19 protein-coding genes are annotated in these 21,949 nt (G+C 59.5%); 11 read left to right on the forward strand and 8 right to left on the reverse strand.

The annotated features are described in order from the left end of the window. Nucleotides 1–23: 23 nt before the first annotated feature. Nucleotides 24–704, reverse strand: a complete 681-nt coding sequence (locus FHT71_RS22640; protein ID WP_007791466.1) for a sugar transferase — start codon at nt 702–704, stop codon at nt 24–26. Between the two features lie 774 nt (nt 705–1,478). On the opposite strand from FHT71_RS22640, the gene FHT71_RS22645 reads away from it, so the two are divergent. Beyond that, nucleotides 1,479–1,745, forward strand: coding sequence for an exopolysaccharide production repressor protein (locus FHT71_RS22645; protein ID WP_132592936.1), 267 nt, complete (start codon nt 1,479–1,481; stop codon nt 1,743–1,745). Nucleotides 1,746–1,873: 128 nt separating this feature from the next. Then, nucleotides 1,874–2,875: a glycosyltransferase family 2 protein gene (locus FHT71_RS22650; RefSeq protein ID WP_132592938.1), complete on the forward strand. Its 1,002-nt coding sequence runs from the start codon at nt 1,874–1,876 to the stop codon at nt 2,873–2,875. 11 nt (nt 2,876–2,886) lie between these two features. Here FHT71_RS22650 and FHT71_RS22655 read toward each other — a convergent pair whose 3' ends face one another. Next, a complete protein-coding gene (locus FHT71_RS22655; RefSeq protein ID WP_183722141.1) occupies nt 2,887–3,846 on the reverse strand; it encodes a glycosyltransferase family 2 protein in 960 nt (319 codons plus the stop codon). Nucleotides 3,847–4,392: 546 nt separating this feature from the next. On the opposite strand from FHT71_RS22655, the gene FHT71_RS22660 reads away from it, so the two are divergent. The 6 genes from FHT71_RS22660 (at nt 4,393) to FHT71_RS22690 (ending at nt 12,862) form a co-directional block, all read left to right on the forward strand. Then, nucleotides 4,393–5,511 (forward strand): acyltransferase, encoded by a 1,119-nt coding sequence (locus FHT71_RS22660; RefSeq protein WP_132592942.1) that lies wholly within the window; start codon nt 4,393–4,395, stop codon nt 5,509–5,511. 3 nt (nt 5,512–5,514) lie between these two features. After that, a complete protein-coding gene (locus tag FHT71_RS22665; protein ID WP_132592944.1) occupies nt 5,515–6,309 on the forward strand; it encodes a glycoside hydrolase family 16 protein in 795 nt (264 codons plus the stop codon). 1,265 nt (nt 6,310–7,574) lie between these two features. Continuing rightward, nucleotides 7,575–8,573, forward strand: a complete 999-nt coding sequence (locus tag FHT71_RS22675; RefSeq protein WP_183722192.1) for a glycosyltransferase family 2 protein — start codon at nt 7,575–7,577, stop codon at nt 8,571–8,573. Next, on the forward strand, nt 8,570–9,496 hold the full coding sequence (locus tag FHT71_RS22680; protein ID WP_132592947.1) for a glycosyltransferase family 2 protein: 927 nt from the start codon (nt 8,570–8,572) through the stop codon (nt 9,494–9,496). Before FHT71_RS22675 ends, FHT71_RS22680 begins: the two co-directional genes overlap by 4 nt. Further along, entirely contained in the window at nt 9,493–10,500 is a 1,008-nt protein-coding gene (locus FHT71_RS22685) for a glycosyltransferase family 2 protein (protein ID WP_132592949.1), read from the forward strand. Before FHT71_RS22680 ends, FHT71_RS22685 begins: the two co-directional genes overlap by 4 nt. 4 nt (nt 10,501–10,504) lie before the next feature. Beyond that, nucleotides 10,505–12,862: a polysaccharide biosynthesis tyrosine autokinase gene (locus FHT71_RS22690; RefSeq protein ID WP_132592951.1), complete on the forward strand. Its 2,358-nt coding sequence runs from the start codon at nt 10,505–10,507 to the stop codon at nt 12,860–12,862. On the opposite strand, the gene FHT71_RS22695 is transcribed toward FHT71_RS22690, so the two are convergent. Then, a complete protein-coding gene (locus tag FHT71_RS22695) occupies nt 12,863–13,600 on the reverse strand; it encodes a metallophosphoesterase family protein (RefSeq protein WP_007791443.1) in 738 nt (245 codons plus the stop codon). A gap of 159 nt (nt 13,601–13,759) precedes the next feature. On the opposite strand from FHT71_RS22695, the gene FHT71_RS22700 reads away from it, so the two are divergent. Next, on the forward strand, nt 13,760–14,860 hold the full coding sequence (locus FHT71_RS22700; RefSeq protein ID WP_132592953.1) for an acyl-CoA dehydrogenase family protein: 1,101 nt from the start codon (nt 13,760–13,762) through the stop codon (nt 14,858–14,860). A 3-nt stretch (nt 14,861–14,863) separates the two neighbouring features. Here FHT71_RS22700 and FHT71_RS22705 read toward each other — a convergent pair whose 3' ends face one another. Then, the gene (locus FHT71_RS22705; RefSeq protein WP_132592955.1) at nt 14,864–15,328 is read right to left on the reverse strand and encodes an Rrf2 family transcriptional regulator; all 465 of its coding nucleotides are present in this window, start codon (nt 15,326–15,328) and stop codon (nt 14,864–14,866) included. A gap of 195 nt (nt 15,329–15,523) precedes the next feature. On the opposite strand from FHT71_RS22705, the gene FHT71_RS22710 reads away from it, so the two are divergent. Continuing rightward, entirely contained in the window at nt 15,524–16,453 is a 930-nt protein-coding gene (locus FHT71_RS22710; protein WP_132592957.1) for a LysR family transcriptional regulator, read from the forward strand. A 2-nt stretch (nt 16,454–16,455) separates the two neighbouring features. On the opposite strand, the gene FHT71_RS22715 is transcribed toward FHT71_RS22710, so the two are convergent. From FHT71_RS22715 to FHT71_RS22725, 3 genes are all read right to left on the reverse strand, one after another. Continuing rightward, nucleotides 16,456–17,643: an adenylate/guanylate cyclase domain-containing protein gene (locus FHT71_RS22715; RefSeq protein ID WP_245505526.1), complete on the reverse strand. Its 1,188-nt coding sequence runs from the start codon at nt 17,641–17,643 to the stop codon at nt 16,456–16,458. A gap of 47 nt (nt 17,644–17,690) precedes the next feature. Next, nucleotides 17,691–19,310: an MDR family MFS transporter gene (locus FHT71_RS22720; RefSeq protein WP_183722144.1), complete on the reverse strand. Its 1,620-nt coding sequence runs from the start codon at nt 19,308–19,310 to the stop codon at nt 17,691–17,693. Nucleotides 19,311–19,428: 118 nt separating this feature from the next. Further along, on the reverse strand, nt 19,429–20,595 hold the full coding sequence (locus FHT71_RS22725) for an HlyD family secretion protein (protein ID WP_132592963.1): 1,167 nt from the start codon (nt 20,593–20,595) through the stop codon (nt 19,429–19,431). Between the two features lie 133 nt (nt 20,596–20,728). On the opposite strand from FHT71_RS22725, the gene FHT71_RS22730 reads away from it, so the two are divergent. Next, a complete protein-coding gene (locus FHT71_RS22730) occupies nt 20,729–21,631 on the forward strand; it encodes a LysR family transcriptional regulator (RefSeq protein WP_132592965.1) in 903 nt (300 codons plus the stop codon). 44 nt (nt 21,632–21,675) lie between these two features. Here FHT71_RS22730 and FHT71_RS22735 read toward each other — a convergent pair whose 3' ends face one another. Further along, nucleotides 21,676–21,948 carry a hypothetical protein gene (locus FHT71_RS22735; protein WP_210294262.1) on the reverse strand — a complete coding sequence of 91 codons (273 nt, stop codon included), beginning with the start codon at nt 21,946–21,948 and terminating at the stop codon, nt 21,676–21,678. Nucleotide 21,949 lies beyond the last annotated feature (1 nt).

The following is a 21,949-nucleotide window of genomic DNA, read 5'->3' on the forward strand; positions in this document are numbered from 1 at the left end:
ATGTTTGGGCTTTGAGATGCGGCTTAGTAGCTGCCGCGTTGAGCGCATACCGCCGGGATTGTGCGTGCGATGATCACGACATCCCGAACCAGCGACCAGTTTTCGACATAGTGCGTGTCGAAGGCGACGCGGGTCGCGTAAGAAACGTCATTGCGTCCGCTGATCTGCCAGAGGCCCGTGAGGCCGGGGCGGGATTGCAGATAATAGACGGCCGCATTCTCGTACATTTCGAGTTCGTCTCGAACAACGGGACGCGGACCGACGACGCTCATTTCGCCACGAATGATATTGAAGAGCTGGGGCAGCTCATCAAGGCTCAACTTGCGCAGAACGGCACCAACGGCAGTGACCCGGGGGTCGTCCTGCAGCTTGCGCGTTGCACGCCACTCTTCCATGGCCTTCGGATTGTTGCGCAGGTGATCCTGCAGAACCTTGTCACCATTGGTGACCATTGTCCGAAACTTCAGGCAACGGAACTCCTGGCCATTATGGCCGATGCGGCGATGCCCATAGAAGATCGGCCCCCTGTCGGAGAGCTTCACAAGCAACATCACCATCAAAAAAAGCGGGCTCAGAAAAATGAGCCCGAGGCAGGCGGCGGACACATCGAATGCCCGTTTCGCGATCCCGCCAGTCGGCGGAAACACGCTCTGATGAACTGCGCCATAAAATGGCGAACTGTCCGATCTCGTCGCAGACTTCATAGAGGTAACTCCACTTATGTTTGCCGTTTGGTCGGGTAGGCTCAGGCCGCTTAGCAAGCGCTGACGAATTCGAAGTGTATGAGGTGATTTTGTTTTTTTAAGCCACAATTTTAAGACCGAGGCTTTACGACGTGTTTTTGCAGCCGCCGTTCAACTTTTTTGTTTTTAAGATTCCGCTGAAATGGCTATACAATTCTTTGGCGGCATCGAAATAATCTCTGCGTGTACCAATAAAAGTTTCGGACATAGCTGTGTGGGTCAAAGATACTGAAGTGTAGGTCGTTCAGGCCTGGTGCCGGCAATTGATGGTTTGCATTCGCGGCTTCTGGCAGAGCGCCAGTTTCTATTTGCCGACAGAGCTTTTATTGCATTGCACCATGCATTTTGCACTGCACCAGCTAAACGTTTGAAATTAAAACTTTGTAATAAAAGTTGAACGTAAAGCCGCCCCGGCCGGCCCCGTGCGACCGACATTGTGGCACTAATGGTAACGTGTATTGCCAAATTGCGCGCAACCAGCGATGTGCGTAATCTTTTTTAATCATCTTTGGCGAAAGCCGCCGGACAGCGGCAACACGTGGCATTTTTACCAATAGCCGGAAGAAACCTTTAAGATCGTCGCGGTACTACCCATGTCGCAGACGCAAAAAAACGTCCCCAGAGCTTCAGTTGAAACAGGAAGTCCTGTAAAACATTATCCTAGGAAGGATCCTGATGGCGGTTTCGTCTTCAATGATTGTTCGTTGAACGAAGCTCCGATGGAGGAGGCAACAAATGTATGCACCTCGCGTTATCTTCAGCATGCTCGGCGCGCTGGCCGTATTTGCTGTAGCAACGTATTGGCTGAGCGGTTCCCTCGCCGGCACCGCGATCAAGACCGCGATTTGCGCCGTCCTGCTTCAGGCCGGCTACTTCGGCGGCGTGCTTTACCTTGTCTGGAAGGAATCCAGGAGCCGCACGATCCGCCCCGCGATAAAGCGCGAAGAAGCGGAAAAGCTACCCGTGACGCCCTTCAAAGGCTCTGAACCGTTCAACCGCTAAGCATCGCGATTCGAACCGATAGTCTCCGGCATGGAGGCAACCTCGCTCGTAACATCATTTGAACGGCCGCCCGTTGTCCGCCACATTTTGACGTCCTAGTTGTTGAGCGAAAACAACGGAGGCTACGCGTGGCAAAAACGGCAAGCATTTGCGTCATCATCGCAGCCAAGAACGCGGCGGACACGATCGAAACCGCTGTTGAATCAGCGCTTCGGGAGCCAGAAGTGGCCGAAGTGGTCGTCGTTGATGACGGCTCCAATGACGGCACAGCGGAGGCTGCAAGACGTGCGGATGACGCCAGCGGCAGGCTGAGTGTCGTCAAATTCGACCAGAACAAAGGGCCATCCGCCGCCCGCAACCACGCCATCGACATCTCTTCGGCACCCCTGATCGCGATCCTCGACGCTGACGATTTCTTCTTCGAAGGACGCTTTCGCCGGATGCTTGCGGAGGACGACTGGGAGTTCGTTGCCGATAACATCGCCTTCGTCGACGCCGAGACGGCAAGCCAGGCGCACCAGCGGCTGCAGCAATTTGCCGAAAGTCCGCTCTTCCTCGACCTGCCCACCTTTGTCGATGGCAACATATCCAAGCGTGGCGTCCGCCGCGGTGAGATCGGCTTTCTCAAGCCGATCATGCGACGGGCCTTCCTGGACAAGTATGGCTTGCGTTACCGCGAGGAGATGCGGCTTGGAGAGGATTACGACCTCTACATCAGGGCGCTGGCGCTCGGCGCGCGCTACAAGGTGATCCACAGCTGCGGCTACGGGGCTGTCGTGCGCGGAAATTCGCTCAGCGGTCGCCATCGCACCGAAGATCTTCGCCGCCTTTACGAGGCCGATCGCGCGCTCCTGACATCGTCAAGGCTGCTGCCAGAGGCCGCAGAAGCCGTGCGTCGGCATGAGCGGCATGTTCGCGGCAAATATGAGCTGCGGCGGTTCCTCGACATCAAATCGCAATCAGGCCCGCTAGCAGCAATCGCCTACATCGCAACGCACCCGGCAGCCTTCGCGCCCGTTGCAACGGGCATCCTGATGGACAAGACCGAGCGCCTGCGAAATCCCGGTGGCGTATCCGTCACCGCGCAAGGCAATGGCTTGAGATATCTTCTGAGCGCCCCGGCCAAGTAGCCGGGGTTCGACTATCTCGCGAACTTGGCCGCAGCCAGCTGCAGCGCGCTCTGAAGCAAACGGGGATCGCGCGCTGCCCAGCGTGCGAGTAGCGTGAAATCCGGCTTCTTGCGCCGGCGCAGCAGGCCGATCTGACTCCAGATCGCCTGCTTGCGCGCGGTGTTCTTGTGTTCCTTGATCGTCTCGATCTCCTGCGGCCTGCGGGAGAATCGGCTCTCGAGCTGGTCAAGCGCCATCCAGGTGATGAATTGCTGCTTGAGGAACTCTGGTGAGGCGTTATCCACGCCGTGGAAAATGTTGATGCCTTCCCCGCGCAGCGCCCCCGGCTCTCCGCAGAGCAGCACCTGTTTTGCCGTCATGATGCAATCACAGAAGAACAGCACGTCCTCGGCCGCCAATCGCAGGGCCGCGTCGAAACGAACCTTCTCGAACAGCGGCCGGCCAATGACCATGCAGGACATGTGCAGGAAGGCCCAGTTCTTCAGCATGACGCCGGCAAGATCCGGTACCTCGAGGATCAGCGGCTTGTCCATCAGGCGCCGCGCGCCGTCCTCTCTCTCGAGCGCGGCGATACCGAAATGATAGTCGAATTCCTCGCCCCCTTCGATGGACGCCCAGTAGCAATCCCCCCCTAACGTTTCCATCGCATGAATGGCATTTGCCAGGTGATCCGGTGTCCAGACATCGTCGGAATCGAGAAAGGCAACATAGCGCGTCGCCGCCGGGACGTGATTGAGGCCTGTATTTCTCGCCCCACCCGGTCCAGTATTCGCCTGGGCGATCACCGTGACGCGCGCCCTGTCCTCCTCCGACAGGAGCGCCAGGTCCGCATCCACGGAGCGTGGTGACTGGTCGTCGACGACGATGACATCAACATCCTTGAAGCTTTGTGAGAAGACCGACGCCAGAGCGCGGCCAAGAATCCCGTCCTGACGCTGGTAAAAGGGGATGATGATCGTGAAGGTCGCCATACTCTCTCCTTGAGATACGCGAGTGATGTTTCCGCCCCAGCGCATCTAGGGGTGACTGAAAGCGCAGCAAGTCTGCTGCACTGCAAAATGATGACGTTCATTTCGGCCGAAGTTTGTCAAAGCGAATGGGTAGACCGGATCACACAAGACCGTATCGAAACGAAACGATAGCTCAGTCTCAAGCCGCAATTCGGCCACGATCGGAGCGGTTCGTCAGCTTCGCGTTGTAACAATCGTTCACCAGTCGACAAAAACTTTTAGGTTGCCTGACGGGGAAAGGACCCAGAAATTGATGAATATCATCATGTTATAAAATGCACTGCTGTCGTTGACGTTCAGGACGATTCGGGCGGACCGATACATAGGTTTTTTCCCATAATGAGCCAGGACAGGACGACTGTTACGAAGTGGGATCCCCGATCACTTTTGCTGCACTGCCATATTTTCTTCCGCGAATTCGCCCTAACTTCGGCGTGCGGGCTCGAGTCTGCTCTGATTGAAAACGGTCGCAAGGGGAGGTGCGGCCCAAAAGGGGTGACTGATAACGTGAATGTTGATGCGAATGTATCGTCGCGGATCAATCTGATGCGCATCGTGCTCATTTCGGGCATTGTGTTCGTCCATATACCGTTCGACGCCGCCAGCAGTCCCTATGACGGGACCTACGGCGCATTTGACTGGGTCCGGATCTTTCTGACGGAAGCGCTCTTTCGTGTAGGCGTTCCCTGTCTCAGTGCGATCTCCGGCTACCTGCTGTTTCGCAGCGGGCAGGAAAACTTCAGCTACAGGAAAACCGTGCGCACCAAGGCGCAGACGGTCTTCCTGCCGTTCCTGCTTTGGAACTGCGCGTTCATCGCGGCGATCATTCTGGCCACCAGTGTCGGGGTCGGCGACGGCTATTTGCCTGATCCACTCCGTGCGTCCGGCCGCGATCTGATGACGCAAGTGCTGGCGGTGGAAGATTTTCCGGCCAACGTGCCGCTCTATTTCCTTCGTGATCTCTTCGTTTGCATCCTGCTTTCGCCGATCCTGGCATGGCTGATCAGTCGCGCTCCGATTTTGACGTTGACCGCCTTGCTGGTGATCGCGCTGGTTCCGGAGCTGTCGATCTACATCGTTTTGAAGCGCTCGATCCTCTTCAGCTTCAGTCTCGGCATCTTCATTGCCCTGCAGCAGTTCGACCTGAAGGCTCTCGACCGCTTTGCGCCGGTTGGCGTCTTCTTGCTGCTCGCCGCCTCGGCACTTTTGGCAACGGCGATCTTCTTCACTGGCCCTTCCCTACCGGATTGGGTGCAGTTCTTCCGCAACGCCCTGGCAATCGTCGGCGCGCTCGGCTTCTGGCTGCTGTCGGCTCTGCTGATCAAGACGCAACTCGGCCAGCGGCTTTCGAAGACGGGAAGCCTGAGCTTCTGGATCTTTTGCGCCCATTACCCGCTGCTCGTCTTTCTCTGGATCCTCTGGGGCAAGACGGACTTGAGCTTCTATCCGCTCTTCTTCGTCCTGTCTTTCGCCCTGCTGTTTCCGTTTCTCACTCTGTCGAACGGGCTGTGCCGGAAGAATTTCCCGCGCCTCTACGCAATTTTGACAGGCGGCCGAACCAAACGGTCGCCGACGCCGGCCTCGCCCCAGGACGTCTCTCGCAAACTCGTTACACAGCAAAGGTGACACATGACGACACAAATCGCCCATGCGCGAAAACTTTGCCTCAGCCTCATCACGATCGCGGCAGCCTGCGCTTCAGCGCTGCCGGCTTCGGCGCAACAGGCATCCGGAAAGTCCTTTGTCGATGATTTCGACAAGATCAACCGTGGCTTCTGGTACGTTTCGGACGGCTGGAACAACGGCGCTCACCAGAACTGCACCTGGTCGAAGAACAACGTGAAGGTTGAGAACGGTGCCCTGCAGCTCTCGTTCGCGGACGGAAAATCCAAGGATCGGAACTATTCGTGTGGCGAGATCCAGACGACCAAGCGCTACGGCTATGGCACCTATGAAGCCCGCATCAAGGCGGGCACCGGCTCGGGCCTGAACTCTGCGTTCTTCACTTACATCGGCCCTGCCGACAAGCAAAAGCACGATGAGATCGACTTCGAAGTGCTGGGCAAGAACACCGGCGAGGTGCAGGTGAACCAATACGTGCAGGCCAAGGGCGGTAACGAGAAACTCGTTCCGGTTGGCAGCAAAGCCGATGAGGGCTTCAATGACTATGCCTTCATCTGGGAAAAGGATCGCTTGCGCTACTACCTGAACGGCAAGCTTGTTCAGGACGTTACCGATCCATCGAAGATACCGTCCACCCCGCAGAAGATCTTCTTCAGTCTTTGGGGTTCGGACACGCTTTCGAACTGGATGGGTCGCTTCGACTACACGAAGCCGGCCGTTCTGAGCGTCGAGCGCGTGGCTTTCACCGCGCTCGGCGACAAGTGCCAGTTCCCTGAATCGATCGCATGCACGCTCAACTGACCAGCATCCCGCAGAAATTCAGCGCGGCGGAAGCCGTCACACGAAAAGGAACCTCGATGCTCAAAGTGCTCTACCTTGTGCACGACCTGGCAGACCCTGCCGTACGGCGGCGGGTGCTGATGCTGCGCGAGGGAGGCGCCGACGTCGTGCTGGCTGGTTTCCGCCGTGGAGAGAATCGGCTTGCCGAAGTGCATGGGGTGGTTCCGATCGAACTCGGCCGCACCGCAGACGCTAAGTTTGCGCAACGCATGAGTGCTGTCGCAAAGGCGATGGCGGGCCTCAAGGCTCTGCTGAAGAACGTGGAGAAGCCCAATCTCATCATCGGGCGCAATCTGGAAGCGCTGGCCGTCGCGCATAAAGCCAACGCGCTTTTCGGCGGCAACGTTCCCGTTGCCTATGAATGCCTGGATATCCATCGCCTTCTGCTGCGCGACGACATCGTCGGCAAGGCGATCCGCCGCGCCGAGGCGCATTTCGGCAAGAACACAAAACTCATCCTGACGAGTTCTCCGGCCTTCATCGAGAACTATTTCGGTCCTCGCTCCGGGGTCAAAGCCGAAACGCTTTTGATTGAAAACAAGGTCATCTCCCTTGACGAAGCAGCTATCGAGCCGGCATTCGCACGGCCCCTGAAGCAACCCGGCGAGCCGTGGAAAATCGGCTGGTTCGGTGCGCTTCGCTGCCGCAAGTCGCTCGGCCTGCTTGCCGATTTCTCGCGCCGCATGGAAGGCAAGGTCGAGATCGTGCTGCGCGGTCGTCCCGCCTACTCCGAATTCGAGGATTTCGATGCCTTCGTGCGCGGCGAGCCCTACCTCCGTTTCGAAGGCGCCTACCGCAACCCGGAAGATTTGCGGGCGATCTACGACGACGTCCACTTCTCCTGGGCCATCGATTTCTTCGAGGAGGGCCTCAATTCGAGCTGGCTCCTGCCGAACCGGCTCTACGAGGGCTGCCTGTACGGAGCGGTTCCGATCGCGCTCAAAGGTACGCAAACGGCACGCTTCCTCGATACCCGCGACATAGGCCTCGCGCTTTCGGAAGCGAACGTTACACAGCTCGAGCACCTGTTCGAAAACATGACCGGCGAGCGTTACCGCGCATTGAGTGAGGCCGTCGCCGCGAAGGATCGCAAGACCTGGCTTGCCGACCGCAGCGATTGCGTGGCGCTCGTCGCAAGACTTTCCCGCCTTGTTCCGGCAACCGCAGAGAGGGGCGGCGCCGGCGCAATTGTTCCCACAAGCGTATCTCCAGAAGGGTGGACAACCATGAAGCCTGACGTCGGTGCCAGCGTCTCCAGTCTCATCATCATTCCCTGCCTGAACGAGGAGAAGCACATCGAGGCTCTGCTCGCCAAATTAAGCCTCGAACTCGATCACATGAATGCCCAGATCGTTGTCGCCGATGGCGGCAGTACGGACGCAACTCGCGAAATCGTCACCCGCATCAGCGCCGCCGATCCACGAATCGTCCTGCTGCACAATCCGCGGCGGATCCAGAGTGCGGCCGTTAATCTCGCCGTCCAAACGTTTGGCCGTGACTACGACTACCTGATCCGCATCGACGCGCACGGCGACTACCCGGCCGACTACTGCCGTGGCCTTGTGCAGGAGGCGGTGTTGACCCAGGCGGACTCCGTCGTGGTCGCGATGGAAACCGTCGGCTTCGGCGTCTTCCAGAAGGCAACAGCCTTTGCTCAGAATTCCAAGCTCGGGAACGGTGGCTCCAAGCATCGCGAGGGCGCCAAGGGGCATTGGACGAATCACGGCCATCATGCACTGATGCGCATCGCAGCCTTCGACGCTGTCGGCGGCTACGATGAAACCTTCAGCCATAACGAGGATGCGGAACTCGACTACCGCTTGAAGCAGGCAGGCTTCGGCATCTGGATGACCGATAAGACGCGGATGACCTACTATCCGCGCTCGACCATCTCGACACTCTTTCGCCAGTACCTCGGTTATGGCAGGGGTCGGGCCAAGAACATCCTCAAGCACGGCAGCATGCCCAATCTTCGCCAGATGCTTCCGCTTCTCGTCGTGCCGGTCTTCATCGGCGCGTTTCTTGCCGTCCTGAACTGGGCAGCCGTCATCCCGTTCAGCCTCTGGGCCGTTGCTTGCGTCGGCTATGGCTTCTGGATGGCCATCGGCCACAGGAACCCCTACGGCCCGCTCGCCGCCGTTTCGGCAATGGTGATGCACTTTGCCTGGTCAGCCGGTTTCTGGATGGAGCTTCTGAGCTTCCGCGGCAGAAAGGTCTCCTCATGAGCGACGTGAAATCCATGCAGATCGATATCGGCGTTTGCACCTATCGCCGCGCTTCGCTTGACGAAGCGCTGCTTTCGCTTGCGGTCCTCGCCGTGCCTGATGGAGCAACGCTGCAAATCATCGTTGCTGACAACGACAAGGTTGCGAGTGCGAAGGAACGGGTTGATGCGCTTCGCCCGACCATTCCGCATGAAATTGCCTATGTGCATTGCCCGGCGTCGAACATCTCGATTGCGCGAAACGCCTGCCTGGACAACGCGACCGGCGACTTCCTGGCCTTCATCGACGATGATGAGGACGCCAGCGAGGAATGGCTGGTGGAATTGCTTGCTGTTGCCAGCAAGACCAAGGCGGATGCCGTGCTCGGCCCTGTCCGCAGTGTCTATTCCTCGACGGCGCCGAATTGGATGCGCGAGGGTGACTTCCACTCGACCCTGCCCGTCTGGGTCGGCGGCGAAATCCGCACCGGTTACACTTGCAACGTCCTCCTTCGCCTCGATTCGCCCCATGTGGCCGGTCGTCGTTTCAACCTCGCGCTTGGACGTACCGGCGGCGAGGACACGGAATTTTTCAGCCACATGCATGCCGAAGGCGGCGGGATCGCCTTTGCGCCCGAGGCCTACGTCTATGAACCGGTGACCGAAAGCCGCGCCGGCCTGTCCTGGCTTGCCAAGCGCCGCTTCCGTTTCGGCCAGACACATGGGCGGCTGCTTCAGGAAACGAACACCGGCTTGCAGAGACTGAAACAGATCGGCCTTGCCGCCGCCAAGGCAATCTTTTGCTATGGCGCGGCACTTGCTTGCATCTTTTCCCCGATCCCACGGTATCGCTACGTCCTTCGCGGCCTCATGCATACCGGGGTCGTCAGCGGTCTGTTGGGCGTTCGCGAAATCCGTCAGTACGGAACGGCGGAGGCTGCATGACGCAAACCCAGCCCGACGTCAGCTTCATCGTCGCCGCGTACAACGCGGCGCAGACGCTTGCCAATGCGATCGATAGCGCGCTTGCACAACGGGGCGTTTCGGTCGAGGTGATCGTTGCCGATGACTGCTCGACGGACGAGACGAGAGCCATTGCAGAAAGCTACGCCGACAGAAACGTGAAGCTGCTGGCGCTTGCGCGCAACGGCGGGCCTGCCGCAGCGCGCAATGCGGCGTTGTCTGCCGCAACCGGCCGCTGGCTTGCCGTGCTCGATTCCGACGACACCGTCGAACCGGAGCGGTTGCAGCGCATGATCGAGCGCACCGAGAAGGCTGATGCTCAGATTGCCGTCGACAATCTCCGGGTCATTCGCGCCGACGGCACGCCGCCGGAAACAATGTTTGCCGAACAATCGCTGGCGCAGACGCCGGAGCTGACGCTTCCTGTATTCATAAGATCGAATGCCCTGTTTCAGACAACGCATAACTTTGGTTATCTCAAGCCGATCTTTCAGCGCGCCTTCATCGAGCGGCATGGACTTCGCTTCAACGAAGCCCTGAAAGTCGGCGAGGACTATCTGTTCCTCGCCTCGGCCATGGCTCTTGGTGGGCGCTGCGTGATCGAGCCATTCCCCGGCTACGACTATCAGATCCGTGAGGGGTCGATTTCACGCGTTCTCGCCCTTCACCACATCGATGCCATGATCGAGGGGGATAAGGCTTTCCTTCGAGATCACACGCTGGATGCGGAGGCGGCGGCCGCACAGGAGTTTCGCGAACGAAGCCTCCGCCGAGGCCGCGCATTCCTCATCCTCGTACAGAACATCAAAGACCGGTCGATCTCCGGAGCGATCAAGACGGCCTGGAGCAATCCGTCGGCAGTGGCGCATCTCAGGATGCCGATTGCCATGCGGATCCATCGCGCACTCGCGCCGCTTCGCCAACTGGTAAGCCCGCAGACCGACCTCACAGCCATCGATGGCGTGACCCGCTCCCGCAAAGGATAGAGCCATGAACCAACGGAACCTGACCTTGCACAGTTCTCTGCCCAAAGCGGCCGACGATTCCGATTCCTTCATCGACATCGATCGCCTGATCGCCATTGTTATCCGCCGCGCCGGCGCGATTGCGCTCTGCGTTGCCGCAACAGTGACGCTCGCCGTTGTCTATCTGCTCTTCGCGACGGCGCAGTACACGTCGATGACGCAGATCCTGCTCGACGACGATATTGCGAAATACGCGCAGGATCCGACGCCGGCGGCCAGCGCACAGCAGGTCGACATGCAGATCGCCAGCGCCGTCGAAATCCTGAAGTCGAACGAGCTTGCGCTTCGCGTGGTCGATGCCGAGAAGCTTCAGGACAATGAGACGATCCTCGACCCTCCGAAATCGCCCGCTGCGCTGTTCAAGTCCGGGATGAAGCTGATTGTCACCGCTTTGGCGCCTGGTGGCCCGCCGGTAACGGAAGACGATGCTCGCAACGGTCGCCGCCAGATGGCGGCAGCCTTGCTGCAGGAGGCCGTGGCGGTATCGCGGGTCAATCGCAGCTCCGTTCTGGCCGTTTCCTTCCGCTCGACCGACAAGCTTCTCGCGCAACGGATCACCAAGGCATACGCCACGGCCTACCTCAATGACCAGCTGAACGCCAATTTCGATGCCACGGAAAGCGCCTCGGTGTGGCTGCAGCAGCGCCTCGCAGATCTTCGCGAACGGTCGCAGCAGGCAGCACTCGATGTCGCGAAGTTCAAGGCCGAGAATGGCCTGACGTCCGCCAATGGTGAGCTGATGTCGGAACAGCAGCTTGCCGACCTCAACAAGCAGTTGATCGTCGCCCAGGCCGACAGCGCCAGCGCTTCGGCCCGCTACAACCAATTCAAGTCGATCGTCGACCTCGGCCCCGACAACGCCGTCAACAACGCGGCAATCTCGTCCGGCCAGACGGACAACACGGTGATCCAGGACCTGCGCACCCGCTACATCTCGGTGAGCAAGCGCGAACAGGAGGTCACGACGAACTTCGGTGAGGACCACCCGCAGGCCGTCGCCTTGCGTGCCGAAAAGCAGGATTTGACTCGCCAGATCTATCAGGAACTGCAACAACTGACCTCCAGCTACCGCAACGAGTTCGAAGTCGCCCGCTCGCGGGAAGCCTCGCTCCGCCAGAACATCGAACACCTGACAGGCAAGAATTCGGAAGCCGACAAGTCGATTGTCCAGCTCAATGATCTCGAGCAGCGGGCAACTGCCCTAAAGACCCTCTACGAATCCTACCTCGGCAAGTACGAGGAGGCATCGCAGCAGCAGTCCTTCCCGATCGCCAAGGCCCGCGTGATCTCTGAGGCTGGCGTCCCGGTTTCGCCATCCAGCCCGAAGAAGACCATGACACTCGGCCTTGCCATTGTCCTTGGCCTGATGGCCGGCGGTGCGCTCACGGCCTTCCAGGAATTCCGGGAGCGTTTCTTCCGTGTTGAAGGCGACGTCAGGACGATCCTTGGCCTCAAATTCCTCGGCTATTTGCCGCTGATCGGCAAGCCGCCGCGCGAGGGCAAGATCTTCCGGCCCCGTGCCAATCCTGCGCTGGCCCCTGCCGAAGCAGCCGCCGATTCCGGCGCGACCTTCGAACGCATCATGCGCGTCGTGCTCGAAGCGCCGCGCTCGGTCTTCGCCGAAACCCTGCGCAACGCGAAGCTTGCGAGCGACGTCATGTTCCAGGGCAAATCGGACCGCGTCATCGGTGTCGTCTCGGCGATGCCGGGAGAAGGCAAGTCGACCACGGCGGCCAACTTCGCCGCGCTTCTCGCCTCCAGCGGCAAGCGCACGCTGCTCATTGACGCCGACCTTCGCAACCCCGGCCTGACGCGCATGCTGAGAACCCCTCCGCAGCAGGGGCTCGTCGAGGCCGTTCTCGGTGAGGTTCCGTGGGCGAGTGCCGTCAAGGTCGATCCTGCGACGAAGCTGGCAATCCTACCGGTTCTGCCGAACGATCACCTCATGCACACCAGCGAGTTGCTTGCCTCGCAGGGCATGTTCAACCTCATGGAAAATGCGCGCAAGATGTTCGACTACATCGTTGTCGACCTTGCGCCGCTCGGTCCTGTCATCGACGCCAAGGCATTTGCCCCACAGGTCGACGGCTTCCTGTTCGTGACCGAATGGGGCTCGACGCCAACGAGTGTCGTGCGCGACCTTCTGAACGCCGAGCCGCAGATCAAGTCCAAGATTCTGGGTGTGATCCTCAACAAGACCGACATGACCGAGCTCGGCAAGTTCACCAACTTCGGCGGCACCGAACGCTACCGCCACAAATATGTGAGCTACTACACCGAAGAGACGTCAAAGAAGCGGGAGCCGGCAGAAGCCGGCGCCTGATCAGGTCTGGAATAGATGCACGCGCCCTTTCCATAGCCTGGCAACAGTGAGTTTGCCACTGTGGAAGGCCGCGGTATCGAGGTTTAGTCTTGTCGGCAGAACCTCCGGCTCGTCGTTCGGCGTATGGCCGTGAACGATTAGCTTCGGCAGTGGCTGACGACTCTCGAAAAAGCGATGACGGATGAAAACAAGGTCCTCGTCGCTTTGCGCATCGATCGGCAGCATGGGATCGATGCCCGCATGCACGAAGAGCACATTCGGCGTATCGACGAAAATCGGCAGGGAACGCAGAAAATCCACGTGCGGCTTCGGAATCGACTTCTTGATGAAGCCATCGAGCTTGGCGGCAGTCGAAAAAACCAGAGGCAGCTGCTCCGGATCGAGCCCGTAGGAGCGCAGCAACGCATCCGAGCCCATTCGCATCCAATCCGAGAAGGAAACCAGACCGTCAAGATAGTCGAGCATCGTGGTCTCATGGTTCCCGGTCAAGCAGATGCGGTCGAAATTTTCGGGCGGAAGCGCCATCAGGTGCGAGATCACCTGTGCCGATGACGGCCCGCGATCAATGTAGTCGCCGAGCGTGATGATCAGCTTTCGCCCCGGGATCGCGGCAGCATCATCAATAATCGCCTGCTCCGCCTTCTGCAGCAGGTCAAGTCTGCCATGAATGTCGCCGATGGCGTAGATCGGAATATCGCCGGGATCCAGTTTCAGCCGCTCACGGACGGTCGAAGGCATGTTGAACCTCTCATTGCGGGCGTCGAAGCATCACCACGCTTCGCATTGGTGCAATCAAACGACAATAAAATTCAATCGCTCGTGCATTCGTAGAAAAACGCGCCTTATCATTGCACCTGCGATCCATCAATCCTAGAGGCACAACGGATGGGAGGAGTGATGGGAACCGTATCGCGGTTTCATGACCGGACAAGACCCGCAGCGCACCGTATCGAAAGCGAGGAAGAGGCGATAGCGACCGCACGCCGCCTTGCTGCCGACTTCGCGCTGCAGGCGAGCGAGCGGGATATCAATCGGGTCTTTCCTCGCGCAGAACTCGACGCCCTTTTTCAGTCGGGACTGACAGCCGTCACAGTTCCCCCGGAGAACGAGGGGCTGGATGTCGCCAACGCACTTCTCGGCGAGATCGTCGCCATCATCGCCGAGGGCGATTCTTCGATTGCCGAGTGCCTTGAGCATCATTTCGCGGTTCTCGAACAGCTCCGGAACGACCCGAGCGAAGAGCGAAGAGACTTGCTCTTCGCTCGCGCGCTGGCCGGTGATCACTTCACGGCGACGGCCTTTGACCAAGTGGGTGCTGCCAGTCCGCTTGGCGCCACTTATGAGCTGACGGGACGGAGCCTGCGGTCCCCTGGCCTTCTCTTCGTCGATTGGATCGTGGCCGACGCAATCGATGCCGAGGGCGAGCGGGTTCGCTTCTATCTTGCCCGCGAGAGCGAAGGCCTGCAAATCATCGATGACTGGGATGGTTTCGGGCAGAGGACGAATGGTGCCGGCACGGCCGTCGCCCAGGGCGTCACCGGCGACGCGAAGGCGGCAACGGACGATGGACCGCAACGTCACACTACGGCTTCGGCCCTGGCTGCTCTGCTCCATGCAGGCACGGACCTCGGTATTGCTCGAGCCGCGCTCGCCAACCTTCGGGAGTCCCCGCGCTCAGTCAGCATCGGCAAGCTTGCACTCTCCGTGCAAGCGACTGCCGCACTTGTCGAAAGTGCCGGCGGTAAACTCGATTTTTCCCAGGTCGGCCCGTCCGCCGGCACGGTTGATACCGCGTTCTTCTCTGCGTCCGCCGCCAAGATCACCGCAAGCCGGACGGCCCTTGATGTCGCCAACGCACTGTTCGAACTGTCGGGCAACGCAGCGACAAGCATCGGCCGCAATCTCGATCGACATTGGAGAAACGCACGCATTCGCGCGAACGACGCGGCCGCTGACGATCTCTACCGAGCGGCGGCAGCGCACTATTTCGGCGACTAACGCCTAGTTGGCGACCGAGAGAGCCGCTTCTTCGTCGGCATCGCCCAGCTTGTTGCCGGATGCGACGAATTGCTCGAGCGTCATGTTGTCGAGAATGTCGGCGATCGCGTCCCGGACCTCGGTCATGGAGCGCCGCACCTGACAGTTCTCGGGATCGGAACAGTCGTCGCAGGCTTCAAAGGCCGTTCGGCTGGCGCAGCGAATAGGTGCCAACGGGCCATCGAGTGTACGGATAACATGACCGATCCGAATTTCGGATGCTGGGCGCGACAACGAGTAACCGCCACCCGGGCCCTTCTTCGATCGAAGAATGCCGACATTTCGCAATTCCAAGAGAATTGTGTCGAGGAATTTCTTCGGAATGTTGTTGCGCGAAGCAACGTCGTTGATGAAGGCAGTTTCACCGGGCGCGAGCCGCGCCAGGTCGACCAGCGCCTTCAAACCATACTTTCCCTTTTTCGTCAGCATTTTCTTTTGCCTTACGCCCCCAGTACTCCATCCCCATTATTCAGCAAATAACGCCAAAAGCGTGAACACACAACAAATAGCTATTATTTATATAGTTTATATTCGCCTTCCGCTCGGCTGTAGACATGTCGGCGCTTGCGCTCGATTTCACGGCGCAATAGTCTTTCTCGGTTTCAAGCAACCGTTGAAAATCCGATGGAAACGCTGGCAAATCTGGAGTCCTTTGTCCGCAGCGCTGAACTCGGCGGATTTTCCGCTGCAGCGCGCCGGCTTTCCATCACGCCTGCAGCCGTCAGCCGCAATGTCGCGACGCTCGAGGCCAATCTCGGTGTTCGCCTGTTTCAGCGCAGCACGCGCAAGCTCACACTGACCGAAGCCGGTGAACGCTTCTTCGCCGCCATCCGCGATGATCTGGAAAACCTGCAGAGTGCTATTGCTGCCGTGACAACGGATCAAGGCGAACCGTCCGGCGTTCTCAAGATCAGCATGAGCCCGGCCTTTGGCACCGGCTATGTCCTGCCGTTGCTTCCGGATTTCCTGAAACGCTATCCGCTTGTTCGCCCGGAATGGATGTTCGAGAACCGCCCGGTCGATCTCATTGCCGAAGGCTATGATGCCGCGATCGGTGGCGGTTTCGAGCTGACGGCCGGTGTCATCGCGCGCACGCTTGCGCCCGCTCATCTCATTGCCGTCGCCTCCCCTGTATACATGAAGGATCGCGTCCCGCCATTCGATCCGGCCAAGCTTTCTGCGCTCGACGGAATCGTCATGCGGTCCAGCAGCACTGGCCGTGTCCGTCAATGGGTAATGCGCAACGTCGCCGGCGAAGAGATGCCTGCCGCACTGTCCGAAGAGATCGTTGTCAACGATCCCGTGGCCATGTGTCATCTCGCCCTCTTCGGTCTTGGCGTTGCCATGATCGCGACCGCAGATGCCCTGCCTTATCTCGAACGTGGCGAGCTCGTCCGTCTGATCCCGAACTGGTATGCCGATGCCGGGCCGATTTCCCTCTACTATGCAAATCGGACCCTGCTGCCGGCAAAGACCCGCGCCTTCATCGACTTCATCACCGACCGCTTCCAGAAGGATCGGCTGGCTGAGCGTTTTGCCGGGAGCCTCGGCTAGATTCACGGCTCCGGCAAGCAAAATAGCTCCACCTTCTGCGTGAACCCCTTGAGTGTGTGCCAGCCGGCCGAGACGGCTTGGGCCCGCGCCTCTTTCCGGAAAGTGTCGGACATCAGGAGCGGGACGCGAAGATCTCCGCACGCCGTCTGGATGCGGCTGACCAGATTCACATCGGGGCCGATCAACGTGAAATCGAGGCGACGGCCGGAGCCGATATTTCCGTAGCTGACTTCGCCGTGGTGCAGGGCGATGCCGACATTGAGAGCAATTTCGTCGAACTCGAACCCGTCAATTTCACGCAGGATGTCCCTGGCCGCGATCAATGCCGACGCGCTGCTGCGGCCCGCATCGTACCCTGGAAAGAACGCAAGAACCGCATCGCCCATGAACTTCAACACTTCGCCCCCCTCGCGCGTGATGGGTGGAATCACCTTGTCAAAGTAGGCGTTCAGCAACTCGAGCACCCTGTCGCTGGGGAGCTGGTTCGATATCTCGGTAAAGCCACGCAGGTCGCAAAGCAGCAGCGCTGCCTCAATGGATTCGATTTCGCCCTGTCGGATCTGCCCGGCAAGGATGCGCTGGGCCGTCAGGGGGCCGACATAGGTATCGAGCAGGCTGAGTTCGACCTGACGCATCACCCGCAGCTCGCAGGTGTTGCGCAACGCCGGCAGGATCCGCTCCAGAACTTGGATTTCAGCTGGCGTGAAGCCGCCCGCCCGCCGGGTACCGAAGGCGACCGCGCTCACTGGCCCATCGGCATTGCAGAGCGGCGCGATCATCAATTGCTGGAGCCCACGACCTGTAAAGACATCGATGTCCTGCCAGCGTCCGTGGGCGCTGTCGCCAGACCCGACAACAAGCGGCTCACGGCTGTCCATGACCTTGCGCAGCGGGCTATTGGCAAAAATTTGGCGCACACCATGCTCGCGATCGTGAATCTCGACTGGATCGCCCGGAGCCCAGGCAAGCGTTCGGCCGATAAGCTCCGGATGAAGCGTCATGAGGTGAAGCGTCAAGCGATCGATCGGCAGACCAAGCACCCGCAGGCGGCGACCAAGGGCGGAGATCAGACCGGGCTCATCGACGGCGTGGCATTCATCGCCAGAGAGCCACTCGATCAACGAAAGCAGAGAGCCGGTGGAACCCGCTGCGCGGTCGCCCCTCATCACCCGAGTTTCGGTTTCTTCCATTTGGACGATACGGTTCATGGCATTTCTCCCTGAAACGGGCGGAGGCGCTAGTGGGCGCCGCCCCCGGACAGATGGCCCGGCTTCTTCAGCAGGAGCGTTGCAAGCAGTGCGACGAGCAATGCGACACCGAGCAGAAAGAATGTGTCGCTGAAGGCCATGATATTGGCCTGCTTGCGGAGCTTGAGCGCGATGGCGACGACGGCCTTGTGCGTGGCAACGGCCTGATCGCTGACACCGTGGTTCATGAAGTAGGCCGTCAGTTTTGCGACGCGATCCCGTGTTGCTTCTTCAAAAACGCTGACCGAGTTGGTCAGGATGTTGGAGTGAAACTGCTCGCGCTTGGTCAGGAAGGTCTGCAGGCTGGCGATGCCGACAGCGCCCCCGAGGTTGCGCATCATGTTGAAGAGCGCGGAAGCTGAGCCCGCGTTCTCCTGTTCGATGCCTGCCGTGGCGATGGCCGAGAGCGGCGCGAACACAAGCGCCTGTCCGACGGCGCGAATGACATTTGGCCAGAAGAGCTGATCGCTCGCATAGTCTCCGGTCATGTGGACGTTCATGAAGTTCGACGCGGCAAACAGCGAGAAACCGACCGCGATCAGTAGACGGACGTCAAAGCGTTTCATCAGAGGGGGTACCAGCGGGATCAACAGCAGCTGCGGGATGCCCGTCCAGGCGAGTACCATGCCGATCTGTTCAGAGTTGTACCCTTGGATGCGCGACAGATAGATTGGAAGAACGAAGGCAGAGCCATAAAGGGCGACCCCGAGAAGGACGTTCGCCACAATGCCGAAGCCGAAGTTGCGACGAACGAGAAGCCTGAGATTTAGGAGCGGATGAGCCGTCTTCAGCTCGATAATGAGAAACAGCGTCAACGAGACGACAGCGATGACCGACAGCCGGACGATGAAGTCCGATCCGAACCAATCCTCCTTGTTGCCCTCCTCCAGCACCGTCTGTAAGGCGGCAAGGCCAATTGCCATGGTGATGACGCCGGGCCAATCGCCCTTGGCGAGCAGGCCCAGTTTCATTGGAGCGCGATCGAGCGAAGCCCAGAGCATTCCCAGCATCAGCAAGCCGGGCGCCAGGTTGACGTAGAAGATGAACTGCCAACCAAAGTTCTCAGTCAAATATCCACCGATGGTAGGCCCGATGGCCGGAGCGAAGGTCGCCGAGAGCGCAAAGAGCGCCAGACCGATCGGCTGTTTGGGCTTGGGCAGCAGCGTGATAATGATGGTAAACGCCATCGGAATCAGGACACCGCCAGCAAAGCCCTGGATAGCACGCAGCACGATCATCTGCTGGAGGTTCGTTGCGAAAGCGCAGGCGACCGAGAATATCAGGAAGAGAACGGCGTTGGTCAGAAGATATTTACGCACAGAAAAGACCTGAGCGAGCCAGGCGCTGAGAGGGATAACCACGATCTCCGCGATGAGGTAGGAAGTCGAAATCCAGCCGCCATCGTCCTTGCCTGCGCCGATCGCCCCCTGGATATCCGCGAGCGAAGCGTTGACGATCTGGATATTGAGGACGGCCATGAACGCGCCGAGCGTCGAACCGACAACCGCGCTCCACATGCGCAAGGCGCTCATCGCGACAGCAGGCTTCGAAGCCGCTGTGGCCGCAGGATACCGGCTCGAATTGTTGGCGACGATCTGAAGAGTAGCCATGACGTTTCTCCTTCCGGCTCTGCGGAAAACAATCTCATGACGAGGTTCGGCTGATAATTCGGGAAAGGAGGGAAGGATCATCCAGTCAGGCTGGATAATCCTTCCCGCAGAGGACGACCTACCGGGTGGCGGCTTTGGTGTCGATTTCGGGCTCGACGGACATTCCCGCGCGCAACAAACCGCTCATTGCCTCATCGTCGATGACGATCTTGACCGGGATGCGCTGGACGATCTTGGTGAAATTACCGGTCGCATTGTCAGGTGGCAGCAGCGAGAACTCCAATCCGCTCGCCGGCGAAATGCTGTCGACATGGCCCTTGATTTCCACATCGGGGAAACTGTCGACCTTGACCTCGACAGGCTGCCCGGCACGGACGTTGGTCAGCTGCGTTTCCTTGAAGTTGGCGACGACATAGACGGAGTGCAGCGGCACGACGGCCATCAGTTGTGTGCCCGAAGTGACAAACTGTCCGACTCGAATGGTGCGGGCGCCAATGGTGCCGTCAACCGGCGCAACGATCTGTGTGTAGGAAAGATTGAGCTCTGCCTGACGCTGGGCAGCGGCTGCGCGGTCGCGTTGGGCGACAGCCTGATCGCGCTCAGTCTGAAGCACCGGAATCTTCTTTTCTGTGGCAACCAGTGCAGCCTGGTCTCGCTGAAGCGCCGCCTGCGCCTGGTCGCGAAGAGACTGGCTCTGTTCGGCCCGCGATTGGGTCCCGGCGCCGTTGGTGATCAGCCGCTGCGAGCGGGCCGCATCGGAACGGGCAAAATCCAGCGTCGCCTGTGATGCATCGATCGTCGCCCTGGCTTGGCCGATGATCGATTGTTGCAGTTCGATCTGCGCATCGAGATTCGTTAAGGCTGCTGTGGCAGCCTTGACGTCGGCCTTGGCCTGGGACAATGCGGCCTGATGGTCGCGATCATCGATCTTGGCGAGCACCTGGCCAGCCTTCACCGCATCGTTGTCGTTGACAAGAACTTCGGCAACGTAACCGGAGACCTTCGGCGCAACCGTCGTATAGTCAGCCTTCACATAGGCATCGTCCGTGGATTCGATGAAGCGGCCTACCGTCCAATAGTGATGACCATAGTCGACTGCAAACGCGACACCGGCAAGAAGCGCAGCCGCAACGATCGTCCGTTTGACGATCTTGCGGCTGTTCTGGCCTTTGGCTTCGACGGCAGGGGCGACATCCGCGGCCGGCGCAGCCGGGGCTTCGGTGACCCGTGCTACCTCGGGGCCGCCGGCAGCCTCGAACGCTTCCTTGCGAGGTAATTCGACCATTGTCCTTCTCCAGTGGTTTGCCTCGTCGCGAGGCCTAACGCGATGAGACGGACAATGCGTTGTTACACGCGTTCTGATAATCTGCTTAAATCAGGAAGGATCATCAACTCAGAGCGGATAATCGGGGAACGCAATGGACAGGCTGACAAGCCTCACAGTCTTTGGTCGCGTGGTGGAGTGCGGCGGCTTTTCCGCGGCGGCGCGCCGTCTCAACATGTCGGTGACAATGGTTGGCAACCACGTGCAGTCCCTGGAGGATAGGCTGGGCGTCAGGCTACTCAACCGCACGACGCGCAAGGTCAGCCTCACGGAAACCGGTAAATATTACTACGAACGCTCGGCCCAGATCCTGGCCGACCTCGAGGAAGCCGACAACACCGCCGGAGCGATGAGCTCGACACCGCGCGGTACGCTCAAGGTCTATACCAGCGCAGCCATCGTCCGTTTCCTGTTGCCCGTTGTCAGCGAGTATCTCGAACTTTACCCCTCGATCGCCCTCGACTTGAATGTCGGGGAGCGCATGATCGATATGGTCGAGGAAGGTTACGACCTGGTGATCCGCACCGTGCCGCCGCCGGATTCAAGCCTCGTCGTCAGGAAGCTGACACCGTGGAGGCACCTCCTCGTCTGCTCGCCAAACTATCTTGAGAGCCATCCGATGCCGCAGATACCGGCGGATTTGGCCAACCACAACTGCCTGCAATATACCTACTACCCCTACGGAGACGAGTGGCGCTTCGAAGGCGCCGATGGCGCCCAGGCGAGCGTGAAGATCGGCGGCAACGTCGTATCGAACAGCGCCGAGACGCTACGGCACCTCACGACGACGGGCCAGGGCATCTTCCTGGCGCCGAGTTTCGTTGTGTTCGACGACATCGCCTCCGGAAGATTCATCCCGATGATGCCCGACTATCGCGCCGTCGAGTTCAGCATCAACGCCGTCTATCCGAACCGCAGTCACCTGCCGACGAAAGTTCGCCTGTTCATTGACCTGCTCGCGGAACGCTTTGCGGAGCACCGGAAATGGATGACGTGAAGGGTTGGCTCAGTTCGAGTTTTGCTTCGGGGGCGGCGCGGAGATCAGATCAGAGGATCGCGGCCTTGGGCGACGCTGAGGTTCAGTTCGCGAGCGATGTCCTCTGCATCCCTCTTGCTGAGGCCGACGAAATCCCTTCCGTCCGTTGCCGCCGGCAGCGACGTCAAGGTATCGATGATCGTCCACCTTCCACGCAATTCCTGACGGATCTCGTAGCGGGGGAGATCTTCAGATGGACAAGGTTCATCCGTCACGTTTTTCACCGCTCCCTCAGTGTTCTCCTGGATCTTATCTGCCGCGATGCGCCGCTTTTGCAAG

The organism is Rhizobium sp. BK060 (assembly GCF_014193145.1).
Taxonomy (GTDB): domain Bacteria; phylum Pseudomonadota; class Alphaproteobacteria; order Rhizobiales; family Rhizobiaceae; genus Rhizobium.